At 72.0% G+C, this 23989-nt stretch carries 31 protein-coding genes and 1 pseudogene; all 32 read left to right on the top strand.

Translation table 11 applies throughout. The annotated features are described in order from the left end of the window. Positions 1-38 precede the first annotated feature (38 nt). Positions 39-1328, top strand: a complete 1290-nt coding sequence (locus ABZX85_RS39605; RefSeq protein ID WP_355880380.1) for an ATP-binding protein — start codon at positions 39-41, stop codon at positions 1326-1328. Between the two features lie 63 nt (positions 1329-1391). Further along, positions 1392-2846, top strand: a complete 1455-nt coding sequence (locus tag ABZX85_RS39600; protein ID WP_355880611.1) for an SCO6880 family protein — start codon at positions 1392-1394, stop codon at positions 2844-2846. Between the two features lie 11 nt (positions 2847-2857). Then, positions 2858-3301 carry a DUF6238 family protein gene (locus tag ABZX85_RS39595; RefSeq protein WP_355880377.1) on the top strand — a complete coding sequence of 148 codons (444 nt, stop codon included), beginning with the start codon at positions 2858-2860 and terminating at the stop codon, positions 3299-3301. Between the two features lie 246 nt (positions 3302-3547). After that, positions 3548-4819, top strand: a complete 1272-nt coding sequence (locus tag ABZX85_RS39590) for an ATP-binding protein (protein WP_355880374.1) — start codon at positions 3548-3550, stop codon at positions 4817-4819. Next, positions 4816-5496: a hypothetical protein gene (locus ABZX85_RS39585; protein ID WP_355880371.1), complete on the top strand. Its 681-nt coding sequence runs from the start codon at positions 4816-4818 to the stop codon at positions 5494-5496. Before ABZX85_RS39590 ends, ABZX85_RS39585 begins: the two co-directional genes overlap by 4 nt. 40 nt (positions 5497-5536) lie before the next feature. Further along, on the top strand, positions 5537-5947 hold the full coding sequence (locus ABZX85_RS39580) for a hypothetical protein (RefSeq protein WP_355880369.1): 411 nt from the start codon (positions 5537-5539) through the stop codon (positions 5945-5947). 799 nt (positions 5948-6746) lie between these two features. After that, a complete protein-coding gene (locus ABZX85_RS39575; RefSeq protein ID WP_355880366.1) occupies positions 6747-7928 on the top strand; it encodes a hypothetical protein in 1182 nt (393 codons plus the stop codon). 11 nt (positions 7929-7939) lie between these two features. Next, complete coding sequence (locus tag ABZX85_RS39570; protein ID WP_355880363.1) at positions 7940-8431, top strand: hypothetical protein; 492 nt, start codon at positions 7940-7942, stop codon at positions 8429-8431. A 5-nt stretch (positions 8432-8436) separates the two neighbouring features. Next, positions 8437-8883, top strand: coding sequence for a hypothetical protein (locus ABZX85_RS39565; RefSeq protein ID WP_355880361.1), 447 nt, complete (start codon positions 8437-8439; stop codon positions 8881-8883). Positions 8884-8885: 2 nt separating this feature from the next. After that, positions 8886-9479 carry a hypothetical protein gene (locus ABZX85_RS39560; RefSeq protein ID WP_355880358.1) on the top strand — a complete coding sequence of 198 codons (594 nt, stop codon included), beginning with the start codon at positions 8886-8888 and terminating at the stop codon, positions 9477-9479. Between the two features lie 7 nt (positions 9480-9486). After that, positions 9487-9933 carry a hypothetical protein gene (locus ABZX85_RS39555; RefSeq protein WP_355880355.1) on the top strand — a complete coding sequence of 149 codons (447 nt, stop codon included), beginning with the start codon at positions 9487-9489 and terminating at the stop codon, positions 9931-9933. 89 nt (positions 9934-10022) lie between these two features. Beyond that, on the top strand, positions 10023-10217 hold the full coding sequence (locus tag ABZX85_RS39550) for a hypothetical protein (protein ID WP_355880353.1): 195 nt from the start codon (positions 10023-10025) through the stop codon (positions 10215-10217). Between the two features lie 591 nt (positions 10218-10808). Then, a complete protein-coding gene (locus ABZX85_RS39545) occupies positions 10809-12131 on the top strand; it encodes a TraM recognition domain-containing protein (RefSeq protein ID WP_355880350.1) in 1323 nt (440 codons plus the stop codon). A 26-nt stretch (positions 12132-12157) separates the two neighbouring features. Further along, positions 12158-13033, top strand: a complete 876-nt coding sequence (locus ABZX85_RS39540; protein WP_355880609.1) for a hypothetical protein — start codon at positions 12158-12160, stop codon at positions 13031-13033. 74 nt (positions 13034-13107) lie between these two features. Then, positions 13108-13671: a hypothetical protein gene (locus ABZX85_RS39535; protein ID WP_355880348.1), complete on the top strand. Its 564-nt coding sequence runs from the start codon at positions 13108-13110 to the stop codon at positions 13669-13671. A gap of 137 nt (positions 13672-13808) precedes the next feature. Then, positions 13809-14609, top strand: a complete 801-nt coding sequence (locus ABZX85_RS39530; RefSeq protein WP_355880345.1) for a hypothetical protein — start codon at positions 13809-13811, stop codon at positions 14607-14609. Between the two features lie 89 nt (positions 14610-14698). Next, complete coding sequence (locus ABZX85_RS39525) at positions 14699-16057, top strand: DNA cytosine methyltransferase (RefSeq protein WP_355880342.1); 1359 nt, start codon at positions 14699-14701, stop codon at positions 16055-16057. A 337-nt stretch (positions 16058-16394) separates the two neighbouring features. Next, the gene (locus ABZX85_RS39520) at positions 16395-16613 is read left to right on the top strand and encodes a hypothetical protein (protein ID WP_355880340.1); all 219 of its coding nucleotides are present in this window, start codon (positions 16395-16397) and stop codon (positions 16611-16613) included. A gap of 89 nt (positions 16614-16702) precedes the next feature. Further along, entirely contained in the window at positions 16703-17290 is a 588-nt protein-coding gene (locus tag ABZX85_RS39515) for a hypothetical protein (protein WP_355880337.1), read from the top strand. A gap of 13 nt (positions 17291-17303) precedes the next feature. Continuing rightward, positions 17304-17828: a hypothetical protein gene (locus tag ABZX85_RS39510; protein ID WP_355880334.1), complete on the top strand. Its 525-nt coding sequence runs from the start codon at positions 17304-17306 to the stop codon at positions 17826-17828. Beyond that, on the top strand, positions 17825-18319 hold the full coding sequence (locus ABZX85_RS39505) for a hypothetical protein (RefSeq protein WP_355880331.1): 495 nt from the start codon (positions 17825-17827) through the stop codon (positions 18317-18319). Before ABZX85_RS39510 ends, ABZX85_RS39505 begins: the two co-directional genes overlap by 4 nt. Before the next feature lie 158 nt (positions 18320-18477). Then, the gene (locus tag ABZX85_RS39500) at positions 18478-19131 is read left to right on the top strand and encodes a hypothetical protein (RefSeq protein ID WP_355880328.1); all 654 of its coding nucleotides are present in this window, start codon (positions 18478-18480) and stop codon (positions 19129-19131) included. A gap of 15 nt (positions 19132-19146) precedes the next feature. Next, positions 19147-19791, top strand: a complete 645-nt coding sequence (locus ABZX85_RS39495; RefSeq protein WP_355880325.1) for a hypothetical protein — start codon at positions 19147-19149, stop codon at positions 19789-19791. Beyond that, entirely contained in the window at positions 19788-19979 is a 192-nt protein-coding gene (locus tag ABZX85_RS39490; protein WP_355880322.1) for a hypothetical protein, read from the top strand. Before ABZX85_RS39495 ends, ABZX85_RS39490 begins: the two co-directional genes overlap by 4 nt. Beyond that, positions 19966-20307 (top strand): annotated as a pseudogene (locus tag ABZX85_RS39485) (DNA cytosine methyltransferase); the annotation flags it as partial. The gene ABZX85_RS39490 and the pseudogene ABZX85_RS39485, both read left to right, overlap by 14 nt. A 145-nt stretch (positions 20308-20452) precedes the next feature. Continuing rightward, positions 20453-20782: a hypothetical protein gene (locus ABZX85_RS39480; RefSeq protein ID WP_355880319.1), complete on the top strand. Its 330-nt coding sequence runs from the start codon at positions 20453-20455 to the stop codon at positions 20780-20782. Continuing rightward, positions 20779-21060, top strand: coding sequence for a hypothetical protein (locus tag ABZX85_RS39475; RefSeq protein ID WP_355880316.1), 282 nt, complete (start codon positions 20779-20781; stop codon positions 21058-21060). The genes ABZX85_RS39480 and ABZX85_RS39475 overlap by 4 nt, the downstream gene beginning before the upstream one ends. Before the next feature lie 104 nt (positions 21061-21164). After that, complete coding sequence (locus tag ABZX85_RS39470) at positions 21165-21482, top strand: hypothetical protein (protein WP_355880313.1); 318 nt, start codon at positions 21165-21167, stop codon at positions 21480-21482. Beyond that, complete coding sequence (locus ABZX85_RS39465) at positions 21397-21732, top strand: DUF4913 domain-containing protein (protein ID WP_355880310.1); 336 nt, start codon at positions 21397-21399, stop codon at positions 21730-21732. The genes ABZX85_RS39470 and ABZX85_RS39465 overlap by 86 nt, the downstream gene beginning before the upstream one ends. A gap of 12 nt (positions 21733-21744) precedes the next feature. Then, positions 21745-22500: a hypothetical protein gene (locus ABZX85_RS39460; RefSeq protein WP_355880307.1), complete on the top strand. Its 756-nt coding sequence runs from the start codon at positions 21745-21747 to the stop codon at positions 22498-22500. Beyond that, a complete protein-coding gene (locus ABZX85_RS39455; RefSeq protein ID WP_355880304.1) occupies positions 22497-23003 on the top strand; it encodes a hypothetical protein in 507 nt (168 codons plus the stop codon). Before ABZX85_RS39460 ends, ABZX85_RS39455 begins: the two co-directional genes overlap by 4 nt. A 36-nt stretch (positions 23004-23039) precedes the next feature. After that, on the top strand, positions 23040-23879 hold the full coding sequence (locus tag ABZX85_RS39450) for a winged helix-turn-helix transcriptional regulator (RefSeq protein WP_355880301.1): 840 nt from the start codon (positions 23040-23042) through the stop codon (positions 23877-23879). The last annotated feature ends 110 nt before the right edge of the window (positions 23880-23989 follow it).

Raw genomic sequence — 23989 nt, 5'->3', positions numbered from 1 at the left:
ACCTCGCCCAGAGTGCCGCCAACCTCGCCTCCCAGGCCGTGGATTCCACGACGTCGGTCGACCTCGGCGCCTCATGGTTCCGCGAGAACTACGCGATCATGCTGCCGATCGGCCTGGTCGCGATCGTCGCCACCTTCTGCCTGCAACTCCTGCGTGCCGCCTGGAGGCGTGACGGCCAAGCCCTGTCCCAGGCCGTGACCGGGACGATCTCAGGCGTGCTGTTCTCGTTCGTCGCCGTCGCCGGCACGGGCATCGCGTTGAGCGTGGTAGACGCGCTGTCGAACGGCCTGTTCAAGGTCGCCAACACCAGCACCTCGGACGCCGTCACCCGCGTCATCAAGGTCGGCATGATCGCCAGCACGTCCCAGCTCGGCTGGGCCGTTCCAGCGCTTGTCGCTCTCGGCTGCGTGGTCGGTGCCGTCATGTACTGGGGCACGATGGTGCTGCGCAAGGTCGCCATCCTGGTCCTCGTCACCCTGGCGGTCTTCGCAGGAGCAGGCGGCGGCTGGGAACCGGCTGCTCGCTGGCGGCGCGCCTGGATCGAGGCGACCGCGGCCCTGGTGTTCTCCAAGCTGATCATGACCGTCGTCTTCCTCATCGGCATCAGCGCCATCGGCAACACCAACAACAAGGACGGCTTGGCCGCCCTGTCGGACATCCTCGCCGGCATCGTCGTCATGATCCTGGTCCTGCTCTGCCCGATGATGACCTACAAGTTCATCCACTGGGCCGCCGACGGCAGTGCCGCCGACCTGCACCGCACCGTCAACGCGGGCATGCAGACCGCTGCGGGCGCCGCCCGCAAGGCCGGCACCATGGCCATGAGCGCGGGCACCGGCGGTGCCGGAGCTGCCGCAACGGCCGCGCCGCAGGGCCCGTCGAAGATCCCCGGCCAGGACAGCGCCGTCGGCAGCACCTCCTCCCCGTCGAGCCCCCCCTCCGACACCGCGGCGCAGGCCAGCTTCGCCTACCCCGGCACGAGCACCGGCGGTGGCAGCAAGGGCGCCGTCTCCAAGCCGCTGATCACCCGCCGCGCTTCCGGTACCGGGCAGCCGCTGATCACCCGCCCAGCCGGTTCCGCGAGCAGCCCGGCGGGCGGCGGGTCCGTACCCGCCTCGGGCGCAGGGAGCACTGGCGGAGTGTCCCCCTCGGCGGCCGTCGCCGCAGCGGCCGGCAGCCCTGGCGCACCGGTTCCGGTCGTCCGCGGCGTCCGCCCGGCCGCGCCGCGCGCCTCCTCGCCTGCACCGGCCGGTCCGGCGACCTCCACCGCACCGGTCACCGGCCCCCCGACCCCGGCGGCGGGTCCGCCGTCCACGCCGCTCGCCTGATCCCGCCCCGGCCGGGGCTCCGCCCCCCTCGCCCCGGCCGGGCTCCCACGCCAGGAGGCGCCCCTGTCCACCGAGTTCCTCTCCACCGTGCGGTTCCCGACACGCTCCCGCCGCGGCATCCTGCTCGGCCTGAGCCCCGCCCAGCTGACCGTCGTCGGCCTCGCCGGCGCCCTGCTGCTGGTGACCATGGTCGCCAGCGGCCTAGTCGGCGCCGTCCTCCTGACGCCCGTATGGGCGCTGGCCGCCGCACTCGTCCTCATCCGCTTCCACAGCCGCTCCGTGGCAGATTGGGCCCCCATCGTCATCCGCTACTACCTGCGCCGGGCCAAGGGCCAGCTGATCTGGCTCGCCCGCCCCAGCTCCCGGCCCCGCCGCGACGGCCTGCTCCACCTGCCCGGAACCACGGCGAGCCTGCGCGCAGTCACCGCCCCCGGCGGGACCATGGGCGCCGTCCACGACCCCCAGCGCGGCACCCTGATCGCCGCCGTCCGCGTCACTTCCCGCGCCTTCGCTCTCCTGGACGCTCCCGCGCAGGCCGCCAACGTGAGCGGCTGGGGCCGTGCCCTGGCAGCCCTCGCCCGCACCGGCTACATCAGCGCGGTCCAGGTCATCGAGCGCACCGTGCCTGACTCGGGCGACGCGCTGCAGCGCTACTGGGCCGAGCACGGCAACCCGGACGCCCCGGTCGCCGGGCCCGTCTACCAGGAACTCCTCGACGCCGCCGGTCCGACCGCCGCTCCGCACGAGGCGTACATCGCCATCGCCCTCGACCTCAAGGCCGCCCGCCGACTGATCGGCGAGGCCGGCGGCGGACTCACGGGAGCCTTCACCGTCCTGTCCCAGCTCACCCCCGGTTTCGAGCAGTCCCTGCGCAACGCGGGCCTGACCCCCTCCGGCTGGCTCACCGGCCGCGAGTTCGCTGCCGTGATCCGCAGCGCCTACGACCCCAAGTCCCTTGCCGCGATGGACCAGTGGTCCGACACCGGCCGCGCCGAAGCCGACCCCGGCGCCGCCGGACCGGTCGTCCTGGTCGAGGAGAGCGAGCGCATCACCAGCGACACCGCCTGCCACGCCGTCTACTGGATCGAGCAGTGGCCCCGCAGCGAGGTGAGCCACGGCTTCCTCCACAGCCTCGTCTTCTCCGCCGGCGTGCGCCGCGCCCTGTCGCTCCACTACGGGCCCGAGGACCTCGACGCCGCGCTCAAGGCCGTCCAGCGGCGCAAGGCGTCGATCGTCGCTGACGCGGCCGAGCGCGTCCGCAAGGGCCAGGTGGACAGTGAGGCGGACTCCATGGAGTACGCCGACGCCAAGGAGCACGAGCGCGAGCTGATCTCCGGCCATGCCGACGTGGACTTCACCGGCCTCGTGGTCGTCAGCGCCGACACCCCCGAGGACCTGCGCCGCCAGTGCGCCACGATCGAGACCGCCGCGGCGAGCACCAGCCTGGACCTGCGCCTCCTCAAGTTCGAGCAGGCCGAGGCGTTCTCCCGGGCCGCCCTCCCGCTCGCCCGTCTGTGACGGGAGACCGCGTGCACCACCCTCCGGCCGACAGCCCCCGGCTGCTGCGGTTCGCCACCGCCGCCGTGGACGTCCACCATCACACCAGCGCACCGGACCAACTACCGGCTTCACGAGCCGAGTTGGATGCGCTCCACGCGCACTGCACCGCTTTGTTCCAGCTCCTCGACACCCACACCGCGACCGCCCGGCCACACCAGGTCGCCGAGGCCGAGTACCTCCACGCCGCACGGATCCGCCTGTGGCAGACCGCGGACGCCCTCCACTTCGCCTACCACCGCGCCCCCCGGGCCGACGGCCGCGCCCCCACCCGCGAAGCCTGCGCTCTGCGACTGCCCGAGGGCGCCCCGGACCTGGTCATCTGCCAGCGGCACACCCTCGCCTCCGCCCGCATGCGGCGCATCTCCACCCCCGCCGAGCTGCGCGGCGCCCCCGCCCCCGCCTTCCGATCCTGACGGGAGAAGTTCCTGCGCTCCTCCGCCTCACCTCTGTTCACGCCCAGCCGCTCCGACCGGGCCTCCCGCCGCCAGGCCCGCCGCGACCTGGCCGCCGCCCGGCGCACCGCCCGCGACAACTCCCGGCCGACGCGCACCCGCACCCGCCGCGAAGAGAACGAGGAGCTGCGCCCGTTCTACCCGGCTGGGGGGCGCCCCGGTCCCGCCTCCCTGCGCGGCGGAAAGCTCAATCTCCCCGCGCACCGGATGACCACCGCGACCGCCTCCGGGGCCTACCCCTTCCTGGCCGAGGGCGGCCTCGGCAGCTCCGGTGTCCTTGTCGGCCGCGACGTCCACGCCGAGGCGTCGTTCGTCTTCGATCCCTTCGCGCTGTACGGCAAGGTCGAGAACTTCACGAACCCCAACTGCCTGATCGCCGGCGTGATCGGCCAGGGCAAGTCCGCGCTGGCGAAGTCGATCGCGCTGCGCTCCACCGCCCATGGTTACCGTGTCTACGTCGCGTCCGATCCGAAGGGCGAGTGGACGAGCGTCGCGCAGGCAGTCGGCGGCACGACGATCGCTCTCGGCCCCGGACTTCCCGGTCGCCTCAACCCGCTGGATGCGACCGCCGCGCCGGAGGGCATCGACGAGGAGGCGTGGGCCGGCGAGGTCCGCAAGCGGCGCCTGCTGCTCCTCGGCAGTCTCGCCCGGACCGTCCTGCGCCGCGACATGCGGCCGATGGAGTACACCGGTCTCGACGTCGCGCTGGACACCGCTGTTCAGCAGGCCGCCGCTGCGGGCCGGGTTCCGCTGCTCGGCGACGTGGCCGCCGTCCTCGGCCGGCCCGACCTGCTGGACTCGGCGCTCGGCGACCCGTCCCGCCGCGTCGGCGAAGCCTCCCAGGACCTCTCCCACGCCTTCCGTCGTCTGATCACCGGCGACCTCGCCGGGATGTTCGACGCACCGTCCACCGCCGTCTTCGATCCGCGTAGTCCGATGCTGACCATCGACCTGTCCCGGCTCGGGTCCACCGGTGACGACACGGCGCTGACGCTCGCCATGACCTGTGCGTCCGCGTGGATGGAGGCCGCACTCAGCGACCCCAACGGCGGTCGGCGCTGGGTGATCTACGACGAGGCTTGGCGCATCATGCGGCACGCCGCGCTCCTGGAGCGGATGCAGGCCCAGTGGAAGCTCTCCCGTGGCCTCGGCATCGCGAACATGCTGATCATTCACCGGCTCAGCGATCTGCTGTCGGCCGGCGACCAGGGCTCCCGCGCCCGCGCACTGGCCGAGGGTCTGATGACCGACTGCGCGACCCGCGTGATCTACCGGCAAGAGGCCGACCAGCTTGCCGCCACCGCTGGGCTGCTCGGCCTGACCGGAGTGGAGACCGCCGCGATCTCCCAGCTCGGCCGGGGCCGCGGCCTGTGGAAGGTGGCCGGCCGTTCGTTTATCGTTCAACATCTTCTCCACAAGGCCGAGCTGGAGCTGTTCGACACCGACGCCCGCATGCACGATCCGGGGCATCCGGGATGAGCCGCCCCTCGGTCACCGTCGGGCACCGGCCGGACCTGGGCTTCCTTGTCGCTGCGGCAGTCGACCGCCGCAGCGCCCGATGGCTGGAGCAGGCCGGATTCGTCCGCGACGACGCGCTCGACCTTCACCGCCCGCGCCACGACAGCCCCGCCACCGTCGAGCGGCAGCTGCGGGATGCGATCCGGCTGCTCACCGCCGCCGAGTACGGCGTCACCAGGGTATTCAGCGAGGCCGAGCAGCGTGCGCGGATCGAGAACCGGCCCTCGTGGGTCGGTGACAGCGGGGTGCGGACTGCACTGGACAGGATTGCCTACGGGGACATGCTCACCGCGGACATCTGCAACGGACACCTCACGCTGCTGGCCTCCCACCATTCACCATACGGGGGCCGCGAGTTGCTCGGCCTCTACGCCGCCACCGGCGAAGGCGCCATCTTCTGCAAGGGCAGGCGGCCCTACTACAAGGTCAACCGGCACAAGGACCTGGACTCGGCCCTCACGACGTGGACGGCCTCCGGCTACGCCACACAACCTCCCGCCGACGGCGCTCGCCGGAACGCGGCCCTCAGCTCGTCGCCTTCACGACCGCAGGCCACCTCTGCGGCGCCGTCCTCCGCTGATCCGGCACCACAGCGCCCACCCCGGCCTACCAGCGGCCATGTACCACGCCCCTTCTGACCGGCCCAGCTCTCAACTTCTCATCGTTGCTTGGAGATCCATGCCGAACACCCTGACCCGTTTGGACGAGCGCCTGGAGGCCGCAGCCGGCAACTCCCTCTCCGCGCTGGCCGCCAACGAGGCCCGTGCCGACGCCGCCACCGCCCGCCTCGTCGAGGCCCACCGCGCCCTGGTCGCGGCCGAGACCCGCGTCTCCTTCCTGCGCGTGAAGCTGATCAACGTCGCGGCGGCGCGCCGCCGGGTGGACGACGCCGTCCTCGACCAGCTCGACGCCCAGCTGGAGGCCCTGGAGACCGCCGCCGACCAGCGCGACCGGCTGGAGGAGGAACTACTGCTCCTGATCCAGGCCCGCGAGGAGGAGGCCGGGCGCGCGGCCGAACGCGAACGGGCGGCGGCGAACGCCCCGGCCCGAGCGGTCCTGGTGATCCAGGGCGCACCCCTGCGGCGATGACCACGCCCCACGTGGCCTTCGGCTGGGACTACGACGCGGGCGAATTCGCTGTCATCCGCGGACAGCACCCGCAGGCCGCCGGGGAGATCCTCCACCAGTCGGGGTTCTGGTACCGCGCGGCCGACGTCGAGAACAACGCCTGGCGCCAACGCCCCTGCGTCGAAGCACACGACCAGGTCCAGCACGCTGCCGAGGCCCTGCGGGCTCTGATGAAGACCGGCGTGCAGGTGGCGAACTGGCACCGGCCGGAACAGACCCCGCTGCAGGTCCTCGCGTACTACGAGTGGCTCCAGTCGGCCGAGCCGTTCCCGGACGCCGACCTGGCTGCCGTGACCGCCCGCAGCACTGCGGAACACGAGCTGCGCGCCGGTCTGACGAACCCGCTCAGCCGCGAGATCGCGGCCGATGTCCAGGACCGTCGGATCATCGTCGAGGCGATCCAGAGGTTCGACGACGACCACTGGTGGCTCGCCCGGTTCGGCGAACAGGTCGACCAGGACCAGCCGTTCGTGATGATCCGCTACAACTCGCGCGACCGGTACCTGTCTGAGACCGACCGGTGGAACCCCTCCTACGGGGATCTGCCGCGCAGGGACTTCCGCCTCCTCTACCAGCGTGACACCGCGCGTCCGCAACCAGCCGGCCTACGCGCCGCCGCGGTCCGCGCTCCGCTGGCCCGGATGAGCGCGGCCCCGTCCAGATTCGCACTCGGCCTGCCCGCCGCCCCCGGCCGTCGTCACCCCCGAACCGGCCCGGCCGACAGCCCGCCGCTGAACCTCCCCCGGACCGCCACCAGGAGTTGCGCATCAACCCCCATCAAATCGCCATCACCCGCGACCCGCAGTACGGCGTCGCCGCCTCCCTGGGCGCCGACGCCAACCCGGCCGCGCGCGAGGTCCTCCTCCGCGCCGGGTTCCGGCCGCTCGCCGACGGCCGTCTGACCATCGACACCGCACCCGACCAGCAGAACCTGTTCCTCCACGTGCGGCAGACCGTCGCGTTCCTGCGCCACAGCGGAGTCCAGGTCGAGGCCGCCCCGGAGTTCGACTACACCGCCGCCAGCCAGCCCCCGCTGCCGAGCCAGGCCCAAGCAGCCGCAGGTGCGGACCCTGTCGTCCGCCTCGCGCCGCCCGCCCAGTCCCTGGCGCCCGAGGTGGCCATCGGTCGGCATCCACAACTGGGCATCGTCGCCCGCATCCCCTTCGTCCAGCCGCACATGCGGCAGGCGCTCACCGAGGCGGGGTTCGTGCGCACATCGCCGATCTCCGACCTGTTCGCGCTCGACGAGCCAGAACACGAAGGCGATCTCCGTGCCACCCGCGCGGTCGCCCAGCTGCGCAACCAGAGCGTGCGTGTCGCGACCGACCTCGCCTTCGAGCCGCTTGGCAGCCCGTACGTGCCGACCGACCCGTTCGCCACCCGGCTCATCGCGGCCATGGACCGCACCCCGCAGTCCCCGGCACAGAGCCCGGCACCCGAGCACACGGACCTGTTCGCCACTCGGCTCATCGCCCCGCAGGACCGCAATCCGGCATCACCCACCCGCGCCGATGCCCAGTCCGACCCGTTCGGCACCGTCGTGCACACCGGGCCCAGCGCCCAGGACCGTGGCGCCGACGCGCTGCTGCACGACCGCGTGGCGATGAACGGCGAGGTCGCCGCGAGCCTGCGCGCCATCGACGCCCAACTTCGCGCCGACCCCGCCGGCGTCGACTTCTCCCGCGTGGAAACCGTGATCGCCCAGGCGGACACCGTCCTGGCCGGCAACAGCCGGGACCTCGCCGCTGTCGCCACCCGGCCCGCTACCGCCGCCTCCCGTCCGGGTCCCACCAGCGCCCGCACCCGCGCCGCGCTCGCGACAAGCGGCCGGGTCCGCTCCAGCGCCGCCCTCCACGCGCAGGGCGCCGCTTCCGCCGCTGCTGCTGTCCCCGCCGTCGACCCGCGCATCCAGTGGGCTGCCGGCCACTCGAACTCGCGTTAAGGAGAGCCAACTTGGCCGTCAAGAAGATCTGGTCCGTGGAGCACTCCTGCGGCCACAGCGTCGACCACGACCTGTCGGAACGCCCCGCCGACAAGCGCGCGGGCTTCACCCGCTGGCTGGCGGAACGTTCCTGCAAGGAGTGCTGGCTGACCGAGCGCCAATCGGACACCGCCTCCCGCGAAGCCTGGCTGGCCGAGCGCCGCGCCGCCGAGCAGCAGGCTGCCACCGAGTGGGCCGAGCAGTTCCGCATGCCCGACCTGGACGGTCCGCCCAAGGCCGTGCCGTGGGGCGAGCGCTGTCGGCACCAACTGGTCACCGGCGCCTACCGGGTGCTCGTCGAGGAGGGCGACCTGGACGAAGCCGACTGGCAGGAGATCGAGGACCAGGTGCGCCTGCTCGACACGGCGACCTGGTGGATCGACCAGCGCGACGCCGCCCCCGGCGATCTGCCCGAGCTTGTGGCCGCCGCGCAGGATGCCCGCACCACCGAGAACCCGTACTGAGCCGCGTGATCGAGCGCCTGTTCCACTTCTACGTCGAGGACTCCGAGCACGGCCCTTACCCCGGCCTGGTCGACCCCCGCGACACCCTCGGGCACATCGGCCCCCACTGCTCTCCCGCCTTCTCCCGGCGCACCGCCGAGCAGATCGTCGCGGACCTGCACAAGGACAACTGCGGGATGACCGCGCGCTGGGACTGCGAGGTACTGACCTTCGACTGGACGCCCGACTACGACGGTGATGGCGGCACCGAGTCCGTCGCCCCGGACGAGCGCGGGCTCTACCGGATCGGCGGTCGCTGGCCCTGGGAGTACGACGGCCCCCTCGAAGTCGCCGAGCGCCACCAGGCGGCCCTCGCCCGATCGGCCGCCCGGCCTGCCACCGCTCCGCCGCCAGCCGCAGAACCCGTTCCGGTCGCGGCGGCCCCGCCCGCCGCAACCGCGCCGGGGAGGTGACCGTGCACCCTTTCATCTCCCGCCACTTCTCGGCTCAGGACCTGATCGCCAGCCTGGTCACGGCGGCAGCCAACCGGGGACAGCGGCTGCGGCTGCTGGACGCCTGGAGTCCGGTCCCCGAACTCTCCCTGCTTGGCCAACAGGCGTTCGTCGCCGAGCTGACCGCCCACCTCTCCCGGACGGCAAACCCGGCCCAGGCGGTGAGGTCCCGGATGGTGTGGCAGTGCACGCTGCGCACCGACCCCGACCGGGCCCCGGCCCCCGACTACCGGTTCGCCGAGGTCGCCCGGCGGATCTTGGCCGCCACCGGGATCGCCGCACCGGACGACCCCGCCGCCTGCCGCTGGGTCCTCATCCGCACCGACCCGCACGAGGCCCGCCTCCTGGCCCCGCTGGTACGCGCCGACCAGACCCTTGCCGCGACGTCGCGCGACCGATCCCTCGCCCTGGCCGTGTGCCAGCTGGCCGAGCACGAGGACCGCAACCCGCGCTTCACGGCTGCCCGTTCGGTCCCCGCCCAGCGTGCCACCGTCGTCGCCGCACCACCGGCCGCCGTTCCGCAGGCGGCGGCCCGCCCCCTCCACCGTTCTCCGTAGGAGCCCTGTGCCCAACGACCCCACCCTCGCCCTCGTGGAGGCCGCGGTCGCCCGCGCCAGCGACGCGCTGCGGCAGATCGAGAAGCTCGCCCCCGAGCTGACCGCGGAAGAGGCCGCCGAGGTCGTGCAGTGGATCGGACTGCGGCCCGGACCGGCCCACCGGCTCGCCGCCGCTGTGTACGCGCTCGGCAATCAGCTCGGCACCGAGCTGGGCGACCAGCCCGAGGTCTGGGAGCCCGTCCTGGACGCGGGCGCCCGGTTCGCCGCCGCCGGGTACCGCGCCGCCGCTCCAGTCGCTTACGCCGCCGACGGCCTCGTGGACGTAGCCGCCCGCCACCACGCGGCCACCTCCAACTCCCCAGCGATCCGGGCTGCCGGCCCAGGCCCGCAGATCCAGGCCGCCCCCACCGCCGTCACCCCGCACTCCCGGATCGTCGAACCGCCCCACCGCTGACTCCGGAGAAGCGAATACCCCCCCCCACAGCCGAGGACGAGTTCCTCGTCCGCCCGCTGATGGACCCGGAGTACAGCCTGTTCGGGCGGATGACCGCACTGCTGAACACCACCTCCCAGCGGCTCAGCGAGATCTCCGCCGTCGACCCGGTCGCCGAGGAACCAGCCACCTCCCGGCGGGTCGCCGCCCTCACCCGAACCACCGCCCCCGGCCACGGTCGCCAGCCCCCACCGGCAGCCGTACCCCCAACACCGGCCCGCCTCGCCAGCGCGGCCTCGCGCTGAGGCAGCCCGCCTGACGCCGGCCTCAGCAGGCGGACATCCAGGTTTCGGCCGATGCCCATCGGCGACCACACCGCCGCCCTCGGCCACCTGCCGCCGACCTTGGCCGCGCTCACCGTCAACTCCCCTCTCCCTCAAGGAACCATCCCCTGCCCGCCACCCCGAAAAGCCCCTCACCGAGTCCGGGCACCGATGCCCTGCTCTACGCCCTCATAGGTGCAGGCTCCGCCCTCGCTATCTTCGGCTCCCTCGCCTGGATCGGCGGCAACACCGCCAACTCCCTTACCAGCAACGGTCCCTGGCACACCCCGTTCGAGCCGGTCACCGCCGCGCTGCATCCCGCTGAGCTGTATCCGCACCTGTCGTCGCTGGCACTGCTGATCGCCACCCGCGTCATCCCCGGGATCGCCGCTCTCGCCCTGGCCGCCACCGGCCTGTGGCTGTGGTCCCGGCACCGGAGCAAGCCCAGCGGCCTGGCGACTTCCCGCGACCTCTCCCCGCTACTGCCCGCCGAGATCACCGCCAAGGCCCGCGACCTGCGGCCGAGCCTCGCGGGCTGTAAAAGATCGGGCAATCGGCCCCGATGACAGTGGGTTGCTGCTCGGCAACCTCGCCCCGTCCGGCCCGGAGGTGCGCGCCTCCTGGGAGGACGTGTGCGTCGCCATCATGGCGCCGCGAAGCGGCAAGACCACCAGTCTGGCCGTCCCCGCGATTCTGCGCGCACCCGGCCCCGTTCTTCTGACCAGCAACAAGGCCGCCCGAGATGCCTACACCGCGACCTTGGAGGCGCGGTCCGAAGCCGGCCGCGTCTGGACCATGGACCCGCAGGGCATCGCGCACACCCCGCAGGGCATGTGGTGGGACATCCTGGCCGACGCCAAGGACCTCCCCGGCGCCCGCCGCCTTGCCGGCCATTTCGTCGCCGCGGCAGTTGACGAAAGCTCCCAGGGGGATTTCTGGAGCACCGCCGCCCAGAACACCCTCTGCGCCCTCTTCCTGGCCGCCGGATGCGACCGCCGCCCGATCACGGACGTTCTGAAGTGGCTTGCCGTGCCGTCCAACCGCACGCCGATCGACATTCTCCGCGACCACAACCTGATCGCCATCGCGGACCAGCTGCAGGGCACCGTTTCCGGAGCGGTGGAAACCCGCGACGGAATCTATGAAACCGCCCGACAGTACGCGGCGTGCCTGCTCGACCCGAAGATATCCCGATGGGTCACCCCGAATCCCGACCTGCCGCAGTTCAAGCCCGAGAAATTCGTCACCGCCGAGGACACCCTCTATCTGCTGTCCAAGGACGGCGGTGGATCTGCGGGTGCCCTGATCGCGGCAGCAGCCGACTCCGTCATGCGCACCGCGGTCATCCAGGCCGAACGCTCCGGCGGACGACTCGATCCCCCGCTGCTCGCAATCCTCGACGAAGCCGCTAACGTCTGCAAAATCTCGGACCTCCCCGACCTTTATTCCCACCTCGGGTCACGTGGTGTCATCCCGATCACCATCCTGCAGTCCTACCGTCAGGGCCAGAAAGTCTGGGGTGAGGCGGGCATGGACGCGATGTGGTCCGCCGCCACGGTCAAGGTTGTCGGCTCCGGAATCGACGACGCGGATTTCGCGGACAAGCTCTCCCGGCTGGTTGGCGAGCACGACGTGGAAACCGTCTCGCATTCCACCTCGGAATCCGGGCGGTCCACCTCGACCAGCATGCGCCAGGAGCGCATCCTGCCGCCGGACCAGATCCGTGCCCTGCGCAAGGGCACGGCCCTGTTGTTCGCCACTGGCATGCGCCCCGCCATGCTTGACCTGCGGCCCTGGTACAAGGAGCCCGGTGCAGGAGCGATCGGCAAGGCGTCCTCACGGCAGACCGATCTCATCACCGAGCGCGCGCTCGCTGCGGCGGGTGAGACCGAGTGAATTATGCCTCCGAACCCGCCAATCGCATTTTGTCGCTAGGAGCCGGAGTACAATCGACCACCCTTCTCCTGCTGTCCGCGATCGGCGAGCTTCCGAAACTCGACTACGCGATTTTCGCTGACACCGGCTGGGAACCGGAAGCCGTTTATCGACATCTGGACGAGGTGGAGCGCCGAGTTGCCCGACCGGCGAACATCCCGATTCTTCGAGTGCCCTCGGGAAACATACGATCGGACGCCCTCGACCCGGGGCACCGATTCGCTTCGATGCCTCTGTACATCCTGAACAGGGACGGCAGTCCGGGAATGACCCGACGCCAATGCACAGGCGAATATAAGATAAAGCCTATCAAGCGGGAAGTGCGCCGAATTCTGGGCTACTCGTACCCCGCGCGAGTCCCGCGCGGGGTGTATGTCGAGCAGTGGATCGGCATCTCGACCGACGAGTTTCATCGCGCCAAGGACTCGGACGTCAAGTACACCCGTCACAGCTTTCCGCTGATCGATCTCGGACTGTCGCGCCAGGACTGCATCAAGCTCCTTGCTGATCACGGCTGGGAATCCACCCCGAAAAGCGCGTGCCTCGGGTGCCCGTTTCACGGAAATGCTCAATGGAGGCAGATCCGCGACGAATCTCCGGAAGAATGGGCGGATGTCGTCGAGTTCGACGCCGCGATTCGCGCAGGAAATGCTCGGGCGAATTCCGAGGGCCGGCCACTGCTCGGCCAGGCTTACCTGCACCGCTCTCGGCGACCGCTGGCCGAGGCTCCGATCGACCGGCTCAGTCGCGCGGAACTGGCCGCCCTGCAACAGCAGCTTCCGCTGGTCGAGGACGAGTTGGAGAACGGGCCCGAGGACGGCTGTTCCCCCTTCAGCTGCCGCTCCGGTGAGGCGGTCGCGTGAGTGTCCAGAATCCTCACGACGGTGCGCTGAGCGGCGCCGTCTCACATTTCTCCCTCAGCGCCGTCCCTAGGGCCGTGACGCTGATCGTGCAGGCCGCCTCCGCGCAAGAGGCTGAAGAGGCCGCTCTCCTACTGGAGGACAGTGACTTCGGAGTCGCAGACCTCGCCCGCATTGGCTTCCGCATCGACCAACTCGGCTTCGGCGATCCCGAGATCGAGGACCTCGAACCGTGTGACTCCCCCGGCGACGAGCCCCGCCAGCCGTCCCTCTTCGCGCCCCGGGCACCCTCGTGGACGGAGCGGCTCAATCGCGCCGAGACCCCAGGGCAACTGGCCGACGTGCTGGAGGGCGCCAAGGACGATGCGGTCGGCGCGCTGCACCAGTTCCTGGAACAAGTCAGTGAGGTCTTCCGCGAGAGCGGTGACGAGCCCCGCGCGGCGAGTTTCGCCGCACACGCCGAGGCGCTGCGGCGACTGAGCGACGAACTCCGCTACCGGGCACATGACTTGCGGCCCATCGCCCACACGGCCCGGGCTGATGCCGCGAACATCACCACGAGCCGGGCTGCCGCAACAACTGCCACTGCGGAGCCGGTGCGCTCCTCAGTGCCACCCCCACGTCCAAGCCGTTCCCCCTGACCGTTCCCTCACTTCACCCAGGAGGTACCCCCATTTCCTGGAGCACCCCTGTCGACCAGGCCAAGGCCCTGCGCCTGATCTGCCCCCTGCCGGACGGCTCTGTCGCCGGGCTGCGGCAGGTGGCCCGCCGAGGCGACATGGTCGTTACCGCTGAACTGGCCCAGACCATCCGGGAGGACAGCTGGAGCGGCATCCGCATCCGTATCGTCTCCCCGTCCGCCGACGCAGTCGACGCCAACTGGTTCGGCTTCTCGCAGTACGACGTCTTCAACGAGAGGCACCACGCACCGTCCGCCCGCGACGGCCGCGGCGAACTCGCTCGCTACAACGCCGACTTCGTGCTGGTCGCGGACGGCATCGATGCCCGCCGCCTCCGGGACGCGGTTGCCGAGTACACCGCCGCCTTCGCGCCGCCGCCCGCGCCTGAGTTCACCGCAGCCGCCCACCTGGGCGCTCTGTTCAGCATGGCCCGTCGACTCGACCACCTGGGCTCCATCAAGCCGAAGACCCTGGCCGGCCGCGCCTTCGCCCATGCAGAAGTCCTTCGGGACGTCGCAGGCGAAATCCACCTCGACCTGCTGCCGCTCACCGGCGAGCGGCAGGCGGCCGACAACGCGCCGGTCGAGGTGACCGAGGGTCTGGCCGATCTCCGCAAGCTGCGTACGGCGCTGGCCGCTCTCGCCCACTCTGCCGACTTGGGCGACCACCCAGGCTACGGGGAGATCTTCAGGGGCCACGCGGCGAACCTGGACGGGATCGACCACGAGATCACCGCCGACCTGACGGCGGACCGTGCTGCCGCGGAGGGCGCCCGCCCCAGCGCTGCGGTGAGCACGTCCCCGACTGCCCTCGCCACATCAGGGGTCGACCGGTCGGGCGCCGGCACCACACCCTTCGCCTCGACGCCGGACCGGGCGGCGGAGAGGGGACGGCGCTGAGCTACCGGTACCCCGAGATCCCGCCGCACGACTACCAGCCTCGGCTGTCCACCGCAGGGGATCTGCGCTGGCCCGACGAGGGCCCGCAGATGGGGCCGTGGACGCACCAGCAGCTCGTCGCGCTCGCTCGCCCCTGGCCCGTGGCCTGGTTGTTCCCGCCCCGCCCTGGCGATCCCCAGCGAGTTGTCAACTTGTTTGCGGGTCCCGGTGGTTGGGAGCAGGGACTGCGAGTCCTGGACCCTTCGGGGTTCGACGTGGTCGGCGTCGAGATCGGCTGGGACGCCTCGGCGACCGCCGTCGCGGCCGGGCACCGGCGCATCGTCGCCGACGTGCGGGCCCTCGACCCGGTCCACCCCGCGCTGCGGTACGTCGAGGGTCTCACGGTCAGCGCACCGTGCCAGGTCTGGTCTCCGGCCGGCAAGCGCGCGGGCCACCAGGAGGACAACATCGAGCTGTTGCTCGACACCTTCACCCTGGCATGCGAGGCCAGCTTCGGTCACTACCACGACACCGGGGAATGCGAGGACGCCGACATCTGCGGCATCTGCTCCGACCCGGACTGGGACGGCTACAGCGGTTTCACCGGACCGCTGTTGACCTTCGACGAGGCCCGCTCCCTGGTGCCACAGATGAGTGACGAGCGCATCGGACTGATCGCCGAGTCGCTGATCTGGTCGCTGGCGCTCACCGCCCGCTACGACAACCTGCGCTGGATGGCGATGGAGCAGAGCAGCGCCCTGCCGGAGGTGGTGCTGGACGCCATCTCGGAGGAGCTGCAGATCGCCGACTGGTGCTCAGCCGACTACCAGGTCCTGGATGCGGCCGATGTCGGCGTCGCCGCCCACCGTCGCCGCGTCTACCTCGTTGCCGGCCGCCACCACTACGTCAACCTGCAGGCCATGCAGCCCTCCGAGCCGGTCCCCGGGCGCACTCTCGCCGAGGCCCTCGGCTGGCCGGAGGGGGTACGGGTCAACACCCGTGGAACCAGGCGGACGTCCGGCGGCAACGAGTTCTCGGCCGATCGCACCGCTCCGGGCACCACCAGCAAGATCCGCGGCTGGTACTGGGCGGACAAGAAGGATCGCAAGTACACGGTGCCGGAGGCGGCCCTCACCGTCGCGATGCCGGCCGACTACCCGTGGACGGGCTCCCGCTCGTCCACCTGCCAGCAGCTCGCCGACATTGTGGTCCCGACTGAGGCCGCGCGCGTGGTCGGCGGCGCGATCCTGCGCAAGGAATGGGAGCGTCCGGTCTCCCAGTATCTGGACACGATCTACAGCCCGCAGAGCCGGTCCCTGGCAGCCCCTGCCACAGCCGAGCCCGTGTCACCTCGGGCAACCGCCGCCACCTCCAGCGGCACCGCCCAGGTGCAGATGCTGCCCGGCTTCGACGACCTCTTCGTCGCCGCCGCCCCCACCGCGCGCAGCCGGGCGGCCCGCCCGCGGTGACCCCTCCCCGGCTCCAGTACCGGCCACGCGACGGAGCCGGGGAGGCCATTGCCCCTCCGCTACTTCGGGAGCCTCACCATCGACCGCCTGCCTGACCACCCGCCCGCCGTGCCAGACCAGTTCTCCGGCGCCGGTGCCTGGTCCGCCTACCAGTCCTCGTTGTCTCGCTACGCCGCCCACCAGGCCGCCATCAGCCAGGCGCTCCGCATGAGTAGGCAGACCTCCGTGGAGTCTCCGCGCCCCCTCCTGGCGCGCTGCCTCCGACGCTCCAGGCGCTGAACCCATCCCGCCTCGACTGGCCCGTCAACCTCTCCTACTGGCAACAGATTTGTTCACCATGGACTCCCCCCTGCTGTCCATAGGCGCCCCGCCCCTCCCCATCCCCGGGACGGACACCGACGTGCCGGGCGCGCTCCCGATCCGGCGGATCGACGGGCGCTGGCACCTGACCGTCGGCTCGGGCCACGTCCCGATCGAGGACGACGCCCTCACCCGCGATCAGGAGGCGCTCGCCGCGCTCCTCACTCCCGCCGCCTCGCCCGGGCGGCGCCCTTGAGCGTCGACAGCCCCGGCCTTCGTCCTCAACTGGAGGCCGGGCAGGCCGTACTCTCCCCTCCCCGCCGCTGGCCCCAAGCAGAGAGACCCATGCCTCTACCCGTCCCCTCAAGCGCCGCCCAGTGGCTGCGCGCTGCGGCCGACCACACCGAGTCGCTGGAGAACGCGCTGCCCCGCGCTTACCGCGAAGAGGGCGTGCCGGACCTGGCCGAACTGACCGGTCACGCCGAAGCGATCGACGAACACCACCATGCCGTCCTGGACATCACCGCCGCCCTGACCGCGCGCCCGCACCCGGACAACGCCGAACGGGCCGAGGCTCGAACGCTCGCCGCCGCAGCCGAACAACTGGCTCGGGCGGGCGCGTCGATCAGCCGTGCCGCCGAGATGGCCGCCCGACTGTACGACGTCGCAGGCGTCGGCGGACAGAGCGGCGAGGAAATCCGCGAGCGCGCGACCCGGCACATCAACCAGTCCCTCTCACACACCCGCATCGCCCTCCGAGACGCCACGGAGCAACTGCGAACCGAGGCGACACGGTTGTCGCTCGCCACGCCAGCCGGGCGAGGCCCCGCAGCGGTGGCGCGTTCGACCGCTCGCGGAGCCCGCGTCATCGCCGCCCCTCCCGCGCGGCCCGCCGACCTGCCCCCGCACGCAGCCGCCGGCCGACGACGCTGAACCAGGAGTCACCGTGACAAGCACACCCAACGCCTTCACGCGCGACCTGGCTACCGTCGCCGGCATGCTGCGCCTGCTCGGTCGCGTCACCGTCGCGCCGCCGGGGCCAGGCCAGCTGGCTCCCGACCCCTCCGCCATCTCGCAGCGGATGGCCCAGGCCCTCGCCTTCGAGCGCGAGTGCGCGGACAACGCCCGGCACCTGCGCAAGCTCAGCACCGACAGCGCTGCCGACCCGCCGCTGGCCGTCGCGTACGCTGCGGCGGCCGTCCGTGCCGCCACCATCACCCGACACCTCGGCGTCGCCTTCGACCTGTCCGTCAAGTGCGCCCTGACCGCGCGCGGGGCACCGCGCAGTGCGGCCGAGTCACTGCACCAGCGTCGCCGCAAGGCAGCGGGGCAGGCCCTGACCGAAGCCGAGAAGGAGGCCGACCGCGGCCACCAGGAAGTCCTCGGCTTCGTCACCCGGATCGCCTCCGACACCGCCGGGCCCCCGGCCGCTCAGCCCCTCGCTGAACCCGCGCCCCGGGAGCGCCGATGACCGGTGACCCGCAGGACGTGGGACGGCTCCTGCAGGACATGGCGGCCGACACCGAACGGGCGGCGCTCCGGCGGCCGGGGCCCGCTGGACCGGTTGGTGTCGCCGACCAACTCCAGGACGTGCTCGCGCTGCAGCAGCGCGCTGTCGACGGCGTTGCACGGTTCAACCAGGCGTCTCCCGAGCAGCCAGCGGCCCGTACGGGTGCGCTCGTGTACGCCTTGGCGGCTGCCACGCTGGGCCTGGTCGGCGCGGTGCTCGGGGAGACCCTGGAGGCCGCGGCCCACCTCTTCGACCCCGACGCCGCGCCCCTCAACGCCCAGCAGCTAAAAGTCCTGGAGGGCGTCGTCGCCCAGGGGCTGGAGAACACGCGCCTGGGCCTACAGTCCCTGTCGGCCGATCTCCTCACCGCCGGCGCGGCCGTCAAGGCGGGCCCGCCGTGGCCGAGTGTGCCCCTCCCTGCGGCGGCCGTCGCCTTCGCCGCCCCATCGTAACCGGAACCGGCGCCGATGCCGCCCGCCGCAGGCGAGTACGAGCCGCGCGCCGACGCGGCACGTCAGCGGACACGGCACCTGCTCATTGTCGTGTCACCGCCCGCCACGGCCGCCGATGCGCCACAGCCGACCACGACCGTCCTGCCGTTCCGCCGTCCTTGACCCGGCGACTACTGCCCGGTCAGCACCCGCACCGTTCGGAGCCCACCACGCCCACCCCAGCACCCACACCAACTCTGGGTGACTACCAGCAGCGCCTTCGTCTGGTCGCCGACCAGGCCGAGGCCCTCGCCGAGAAGCTCCCCGGCCCCTTCGCTACCGACCCCGGTGTCCCAGACGCCCGCGTCGTCGCCCAACAGCTCAGCGCCCTCCAGTTCGTCCAGACGAGCACGCTCGGCGCAGCCGACTACGCCAACCACATTCCGCTCGACCCCTCTGCCACCACCGCCGCGCGGCTGACCGCCATCGCCCTCGCCGGTGCCCACACCCGGGTCACGGAGGCGACTCGGCACCTCGCGCACCTGTTCCAGCACTCCGTCAGCGCGGACGTGTGGGCCGTGCCCGACGCGCAGCCGGTCGACCCCCGCCAGATCTACGCCGCCGCCCGGCATCAACTCGGCGCCGCAGCACGGGAGCTACAGACCGAGGCTGACCGCCTCCCGTCCGCCGGCCTCTCGCACCTGCCCGCCCAGGCTCGCCAGCCCGCAGCAGTGAGCCTGCCGCAGCGGCTGCGCCGTGCTCTCACCCGCCGCTCGGCCGAGCCCACCCCCCTCACCGCCCTTCCCCGCAGCGCCGCCAAGCCGCGCCGCTGAAACCAAGGCCCCGCCATGATCTACACCACCCCTGTCGAGCTCCAGTCCCAGTGGCTGCACGGCACCGCCAACAACCTGCACGCCTTCCGCGAAGAACTGTGGCGCCTGTACACCTTCCGCGACCCTCAGACCGCCCGTCTCGGCGCGCTGCTGGAGGGGATGACCCAGGCGCAGGAGACGCTGCTGTCCAACACCACCGACGAGTACGACACCGTCGCGCCCGACTCCACCAAGCCCGAGGACATCGCCTGGCGGCGGTGCACCGTCGCGTACGCCTACGCCGGTCTGCTGAACGCCAAGGCGATCCTGCGCCTGCAGCCCGCCCTCGTCTCCGCCACTCTCGCCCGGCTCACGCCCGGCCCCGCCTACGCCCCGCCGCACCGCCTGGCCTACTTCAAGTCGCTGTCCGCCGGCCGGGAGGTCCTCGACGAGGCCGTCTGGAAGCTGCGGGAGGTCGCGGAGCACCTGACGGCCCCCGAGGAGCCTGACCTGCTCAAGGCGTTCACCGGCGACGCCGCCTTCCGCATGGTCCGCTCGGCCGCGGTGATCGCCAAGCCTGCCGAGCCGGACACCACCCGCAAGGCGGCCGGGCCCGGTGCCGTGGTCGTCGCCGCGCCGCACAGCCGCGCCACCAGCGCCCGCACCGGGGCACGCCGATGAGCGCACCCAACCGAGCGGGGCCGCGGATCGGGTCGATGTGCTCGGGATTCGGCGGCCTGGACATGGGAGTTCAGGACGTGCTCGGCGGCGAGGTGGTCTGGCACGCCGAGATGAACCCCGCCGCCGCGCAGATCCTGGCCCACCACTGGCCCAGAGACGCCAAATCTCGGCGATATCAACGCAGTTGACTGGTCGAGCGTCCCCCCGATCGACGTCCTGACCGCGGGCTTCCCGTGCCAGGACCTGTCGGTCGCGGGCAAGCGTGCCGGCCTGATGGAGGGCACCCGCTCCGGACTGTGGCTGACCATCGCCAGCGCGATCGACGTCCTCAAGCCCAAATTGGTGGTGATCGAAAACGTACGCGGAATCCTCTCCGCAGCCGCTGCCTCGCCAGCCGATGGCGACCTGGAATGCCCCTGGTGCGATCTGGGAGACGGCGGAGGTGAGCCTGCTCTGCGGGCACTTGGCGCGGTACTCGGAAGTCTGGCCAACCTCGGGATGGATGCGCGGTGGACGGTGCTATCCGCAGCAGCCGTCGGTGCCGCTCACCGCCGGGAGCGCCTGTTCCTCGCGGCCTGGCCCGGCGGCGCCGGGACTGCCGACACCGCGGGCACGCGATGCGAAGGGCCCGGATGCCTGGCGGGCGGACCTGGGACACACGGTGTCGCTGCTCAAGACCCCGACCTCCAACCTGGGGCAGATCGGCGGCAGCCAACACCCGGACAAGCGCCGCTCGGGTGGGCACGGTCCGAACCTGTCGGACGAGGTGGAACACCTTCTTCCCACCCCGAAGGCCAGCGACGGGACGCACGGGGGCCCGAACTCCCGTGGGTCCAAAGGCGATCTGACGCTTCCCTCGGCGGCGGCGCAACTGCTGCCCACACCACGGGCCTCGGACACGGGGCAACCGGGCCGCAGGGCCGGCCAGGGGTTCCGGCCGCCGCTGTCGGCGCTACTGCTGCCTCTGTGGGAGCGGACTCCGGAGGAGTGAGCCGGTGGGGCCCGTACGCCTCGGCCGTCGCCCGGTGGGAGCGGGTCACCCGGCCCGCCCCGGAGCCGGTCGACAGGAACGGTCGCCTCGCCCCGGAGTTCGTCGAGTGGATCATGGGCCTCGATGCCGGCCATGTCACCGGTGTTCCCGGCCTGTCCCGCTCGGCCCAGCTGACTGCCCTCGGCAACGGCGTCGTCCGCCAGCAGGCAGCTACGGCGCTGCAGTTGCTCGACGTCCCCGGTCTTCTCGCCGCCGCCTGCTGTGGCGGGCGGCGGTGAGTCGGGCGCCGCTTATACCGCACGATCGGCCGGACGCGTCCGGCCGATCGCGGCGGAATCTTGTCTCACGTCCCCGCGACCGCCCCGAAAGGCCCCTTCCTCCTTTGACCGCATCCGAGCCCGACGAGGGCGCCGAGCCGAACTCCGGCTACAGCGACGCCCAGATCGAGGCCCTGTCCGCGAAGTTGACCGCCCTGGCGGCGGGCTTCGACGCGCAGGCCGAACAGCTGGCCACCATGTCGACCGCGCTGGAGCCCGAGGACGACAGCGTCGCCGTCGAGCCCATGTTCATCGTCGCCTTCGAGGACCCGGCCTACTGTAAAAGAGGTCGAACTCATGGTCCCGTGGGTCGACGAGATCTTCACGAAGATCTATGGACCCGAAACCACGGCGTCGCGGCCGTGGTGCGTGCGCTGGCCTGAGCATCCCGAGGCCGTGGCCCGGCTGCACGCCCTCTGGCTGGCCTGGCAGGCCGCGATCGATCCCGAATCCGGGCCGAACGGCCCCAGTGCCTGGCAGCGCGACCACCTCGAGCCCGCGCTGCTCAAGCTCCGTTCAGCCGACGGCCCGTTCGGCGCGTGCACCAGCTCCGGCGGCCACGTCAGCCACCGCCTGCTGGAGCACCCGGCGCTGACCGACCCCGACTCCCTCACTCCTCCCCCCTCGACCTGACCGGAGGCCGACATGCCCGACCTCAGCCTGCCCGAGTGGCAGCCCGCGGACACCGCCTCCGCCCGAGCCCAGCAGCACTTCCTGGAAGCCGAAGGGGTCTACGACCTCCTCATCGAGACCGACCCCGAAGACCTCGACGGCCCCGAGCCCGACAGCGACAACTTCCTGCTGTTCGAGAACCTCGACGCCTACTACGAGACCTCCAACCCCGCGCTCGCCGCCCACCTGCACTACGGCATCGACGGCACCTTCGCCCTGGCCACCCACCCGGCCCCCACCTTCGCCATCGCGGCGGCCTGGCTGGTTGCCCGCGGCGCCGACCCGGGTGCCTTCCTCCACCCCGCCGGCCACGGCGGCACACCGGTCGACGAGCGCAGCGCCGCCGTCGCCGCCCGCTTCATCGCCGACCACGCCCGGTACGAGCATGTCGAGCACGTGGTCGAGCCGGACGAAACCTGGGTGATGCTGCGCGACACCACCTCAGCCGGTGCCACTCGCCCGTTCCTCCTGCAACTGGAGACCGGCGATCCGGAACGCGGCTACACCCTGCGCGAGGGCAGCTTCACCAGCCCGCAGGAGGTCCAGCAGTGGCTGGAGACCCGGCGCACCGCGCTGCCGCCCGTCGCCCAGGGCGAGGCCACCGTCGTCTACAGCCCGAAGGCCCTGGCGGCGCGCGCCCGCATCATCGCAACGCCCGCCAAGGGCTCCGCAGCCGAGGCCGCCCCCGCCCCCCTCCCGGCACCGGCCGGGCGGCGGGCCGTGCGGTGAGCGAGCAGCGGCCGAGCAGTCCTCCGGTGGGGTTCTCCGCCCACCCGGAGGCGCTCGCCGACCTCCTCGACGCACCCGCGGACGTTCGGGACCTCGCGCTGGAGTACCTCGACCGGCTGCTGCGCGCCGAGGTCCGCGGGCCGCTGCTGGACCAGCAGGACGACCGCGACCTGCGCGGAGCCCGCAAGCTCTACCTCGACGACCGCAACGCCTTCCGGCTCGTCTACACCGAGCAGCGCGCACCGGGCAACCCACGCCGGCTGCTCGGCATCCACCTTGTCGCCGTCGGGCGGCGCTACAACATCGAGGTCTACAAGACGGCGGCCGAACGACTCAAGCAGGCCGCCACCCAGGAGGTTCCGCGCCCGAGCATGCCGGCTCGGTTCCAGGCCGCCCTCGCCTCCTCCGTCTCCCGGCCCTCCCCGGCACAAGCCACCGCGACCACCACCGGCGCAGCCCCACCCACCGTAGTCGCCGCACCTCCCCCCGCCGTCCGGCGCTGATCCCGACACGACCCCACTGCCACAACGGAGTTCGCCATGCCCGCCACCGCCAACGTCACCGCCCTGGACCGCGCCCAGCTGGCCGCCGAGGGGATCTCCACCCCCTGGTCGACCCGCGTGCTGCGCACGCTGGGCTCCTCCGGCCCGCTGCGCCCTGGCGAGATCACGGGCTCCTCCCCGATCCCCGCAGGCAGCCTGCAAAAGGTGACCGGTCTGCTGGAGCGCGCGGGCGCGATCACTCGCCTGCCCATCCCCGGCAGCCGCCGCTACGAGCTGGCTCTGACCGATGCCGGCCGGGCGTTGGGCCCGGCCCACGCCGCCGCCCTGGCCTGGGCCGACCGCCACCTGGTCGGCCGCGAGGACCTGGAGGAGCCGGAGGCGATCGACAGCGCCATAAGCCTGTTCGCCATCCCTCACACCGGGGCCGTCTTGTTCGAGCTGATGGCGGGCGAGCCGTTGACGGTTCCACAGCTCGTGGAGCGGCTCCCGGTCAGCAGCACCGCCATTCTTCACTACCGCCTGCCCGTGCTGGCCGAGCATGGCCTGATCTCGCGCAGCGGCACCCCGCGGACCTACCGGTGGACGACCAGCGAGGCCGGTATGCACACCGGCGCCATGGTCCGCGAGCTGTCCGGGTGGGCGGAACGGTACCTGCCCAGCGCCGCCCACCCGGGCTCCACCGGGCGAGCAACCTCCTCCATCACGGCGGCCTCTGGCACCGACGTCGCAGTCGTCGCCGCGCCCAGCCCCGCCACATCGCGGACCGACGCCGCGCGGCTGCGCCGGGACACCCTGCGGATCCACTTCTCCCACGCGCCCGCCAGCTCCCAGCCCCCGGCACCCCTGCACAGTGCCGCAGCCGACCTGCGCCGCTGAACCGCCCGCCCTCGACCGGAAGCTCTGCCCTGACCACCACCCCCGTCACTGACACCGTCCAGCGGTCCGGCCCGGATAGCCCGATCCGCAGCGTCCTTCGCACTCCGTAC

The sequence above is a fragment of the Streptomyces sp. NPDC004539 genome, from assembly GCF_040610055.1.
Taxonomy (GTDB): Bacteria; Actinomycetota; Actinomycetes; order Streptomycetales; family Streptomycetaceae; genus Streptomyces.
This window is presented reverse-complemented; position numbering and strand designations above follow the sequence as displayed.

Coding starts and splice junctions, on each gene's coding strand:
- ABZX85_RS39590 (WP_355880374.1), top strand. CDS start 3,548: ATGACCACCGCGACCGCCTCCGGGGCCTACCCCTTCCTGGCCGAGGGC.
- ABZX85_RS39585 (WP_355880371.1), top strand. CDS start 4,816: ATGAGCCGCCCCTCGGTCACCGTCGGGCACCGGCCGGACCTGGGCTTC.
- ABZX85_RS39580 (WP_355880369.1), top strand. CDS start 5,537: ATGCCGAACACCCTGACCCGTTTGGACGAGCGCCTGGAGGCCGCAGCC.
- ABZX85_RS39550 (WP_355880353.1), top strand. CDS start 10,023: ATGACCGCACTGCTGAACACCACCTCCCAGCGGCTCAGCGAGATCTCC.
- ABZX85_RS39530 (WP_355880345.1), top strand. CDS start 13,809: ATGGTCGTTACCGCTGAACTGGCCCAGACCATCCGGGAGGACAGCTGG.
- ABZX85_RS39525 (WP_355880342.1), top strand. CDS start 14,699: ATGGGGCCGTGGACGCACCAGCAGCTCGTCGCGCTCGCTCGCCCCTGG.
- ABZX85_RS39520 (WP_355880340.1), top strand. CDS start 16,395: ATGGACTCCCCCCTGCTGTCCATAGGCGCCCCGCCCCTCCCCATCCCC.
- ABZX85_RS39515 (WP_355880337.1), top strand. CDS start 16,703: ATGCCTCTACCCGTCCCCTCAAGCGCCGCCCAGTGGCTGCGCGCTGCG.
- ABZX85_RS39505 (WP_355880331.1), top strand. CDS start 17,825: ATGACCGGTGACCCGCAGGACGTGGGACGGCTCCTGCAGGACATGGCG.
- ABZX85_RS39495 (WP_355880325.1), top strand. CDS start 19,147: ATGATCTACACCACCCCTGTCGAGCTCCAGTCCCAGTGGCTGCACGGC.
- ABZX85_RS39490 (WP_355880322.1), top strand. CDS start 19,788: ATGAGCGCACCCAACCGAGCGGGGCCGCGGATCGGGTCGATGTGCTCG.
- ABZX85_RS39465 (WP_355880310.1), top strand. CDS start 21,397: ATGGTCCCGTGGGTCGACGAGATCTTCACGAAGATCTATGGACCCGAA.
- ABZX85_RS39460 (WP_355880307.1), top strand. CDS start 21,745: ATGCCCGACCTCAGCCTGCCCGAGTGGCAGCCCGCGGACACCGCCTCC.
- ABZX85_RS39450 (WP_355880301.1), top strand. CDS start 23,040: ATGCCCGCCACCGCCAACGTCACCGCCCTGGACCGCGCCCAGCTGGCC.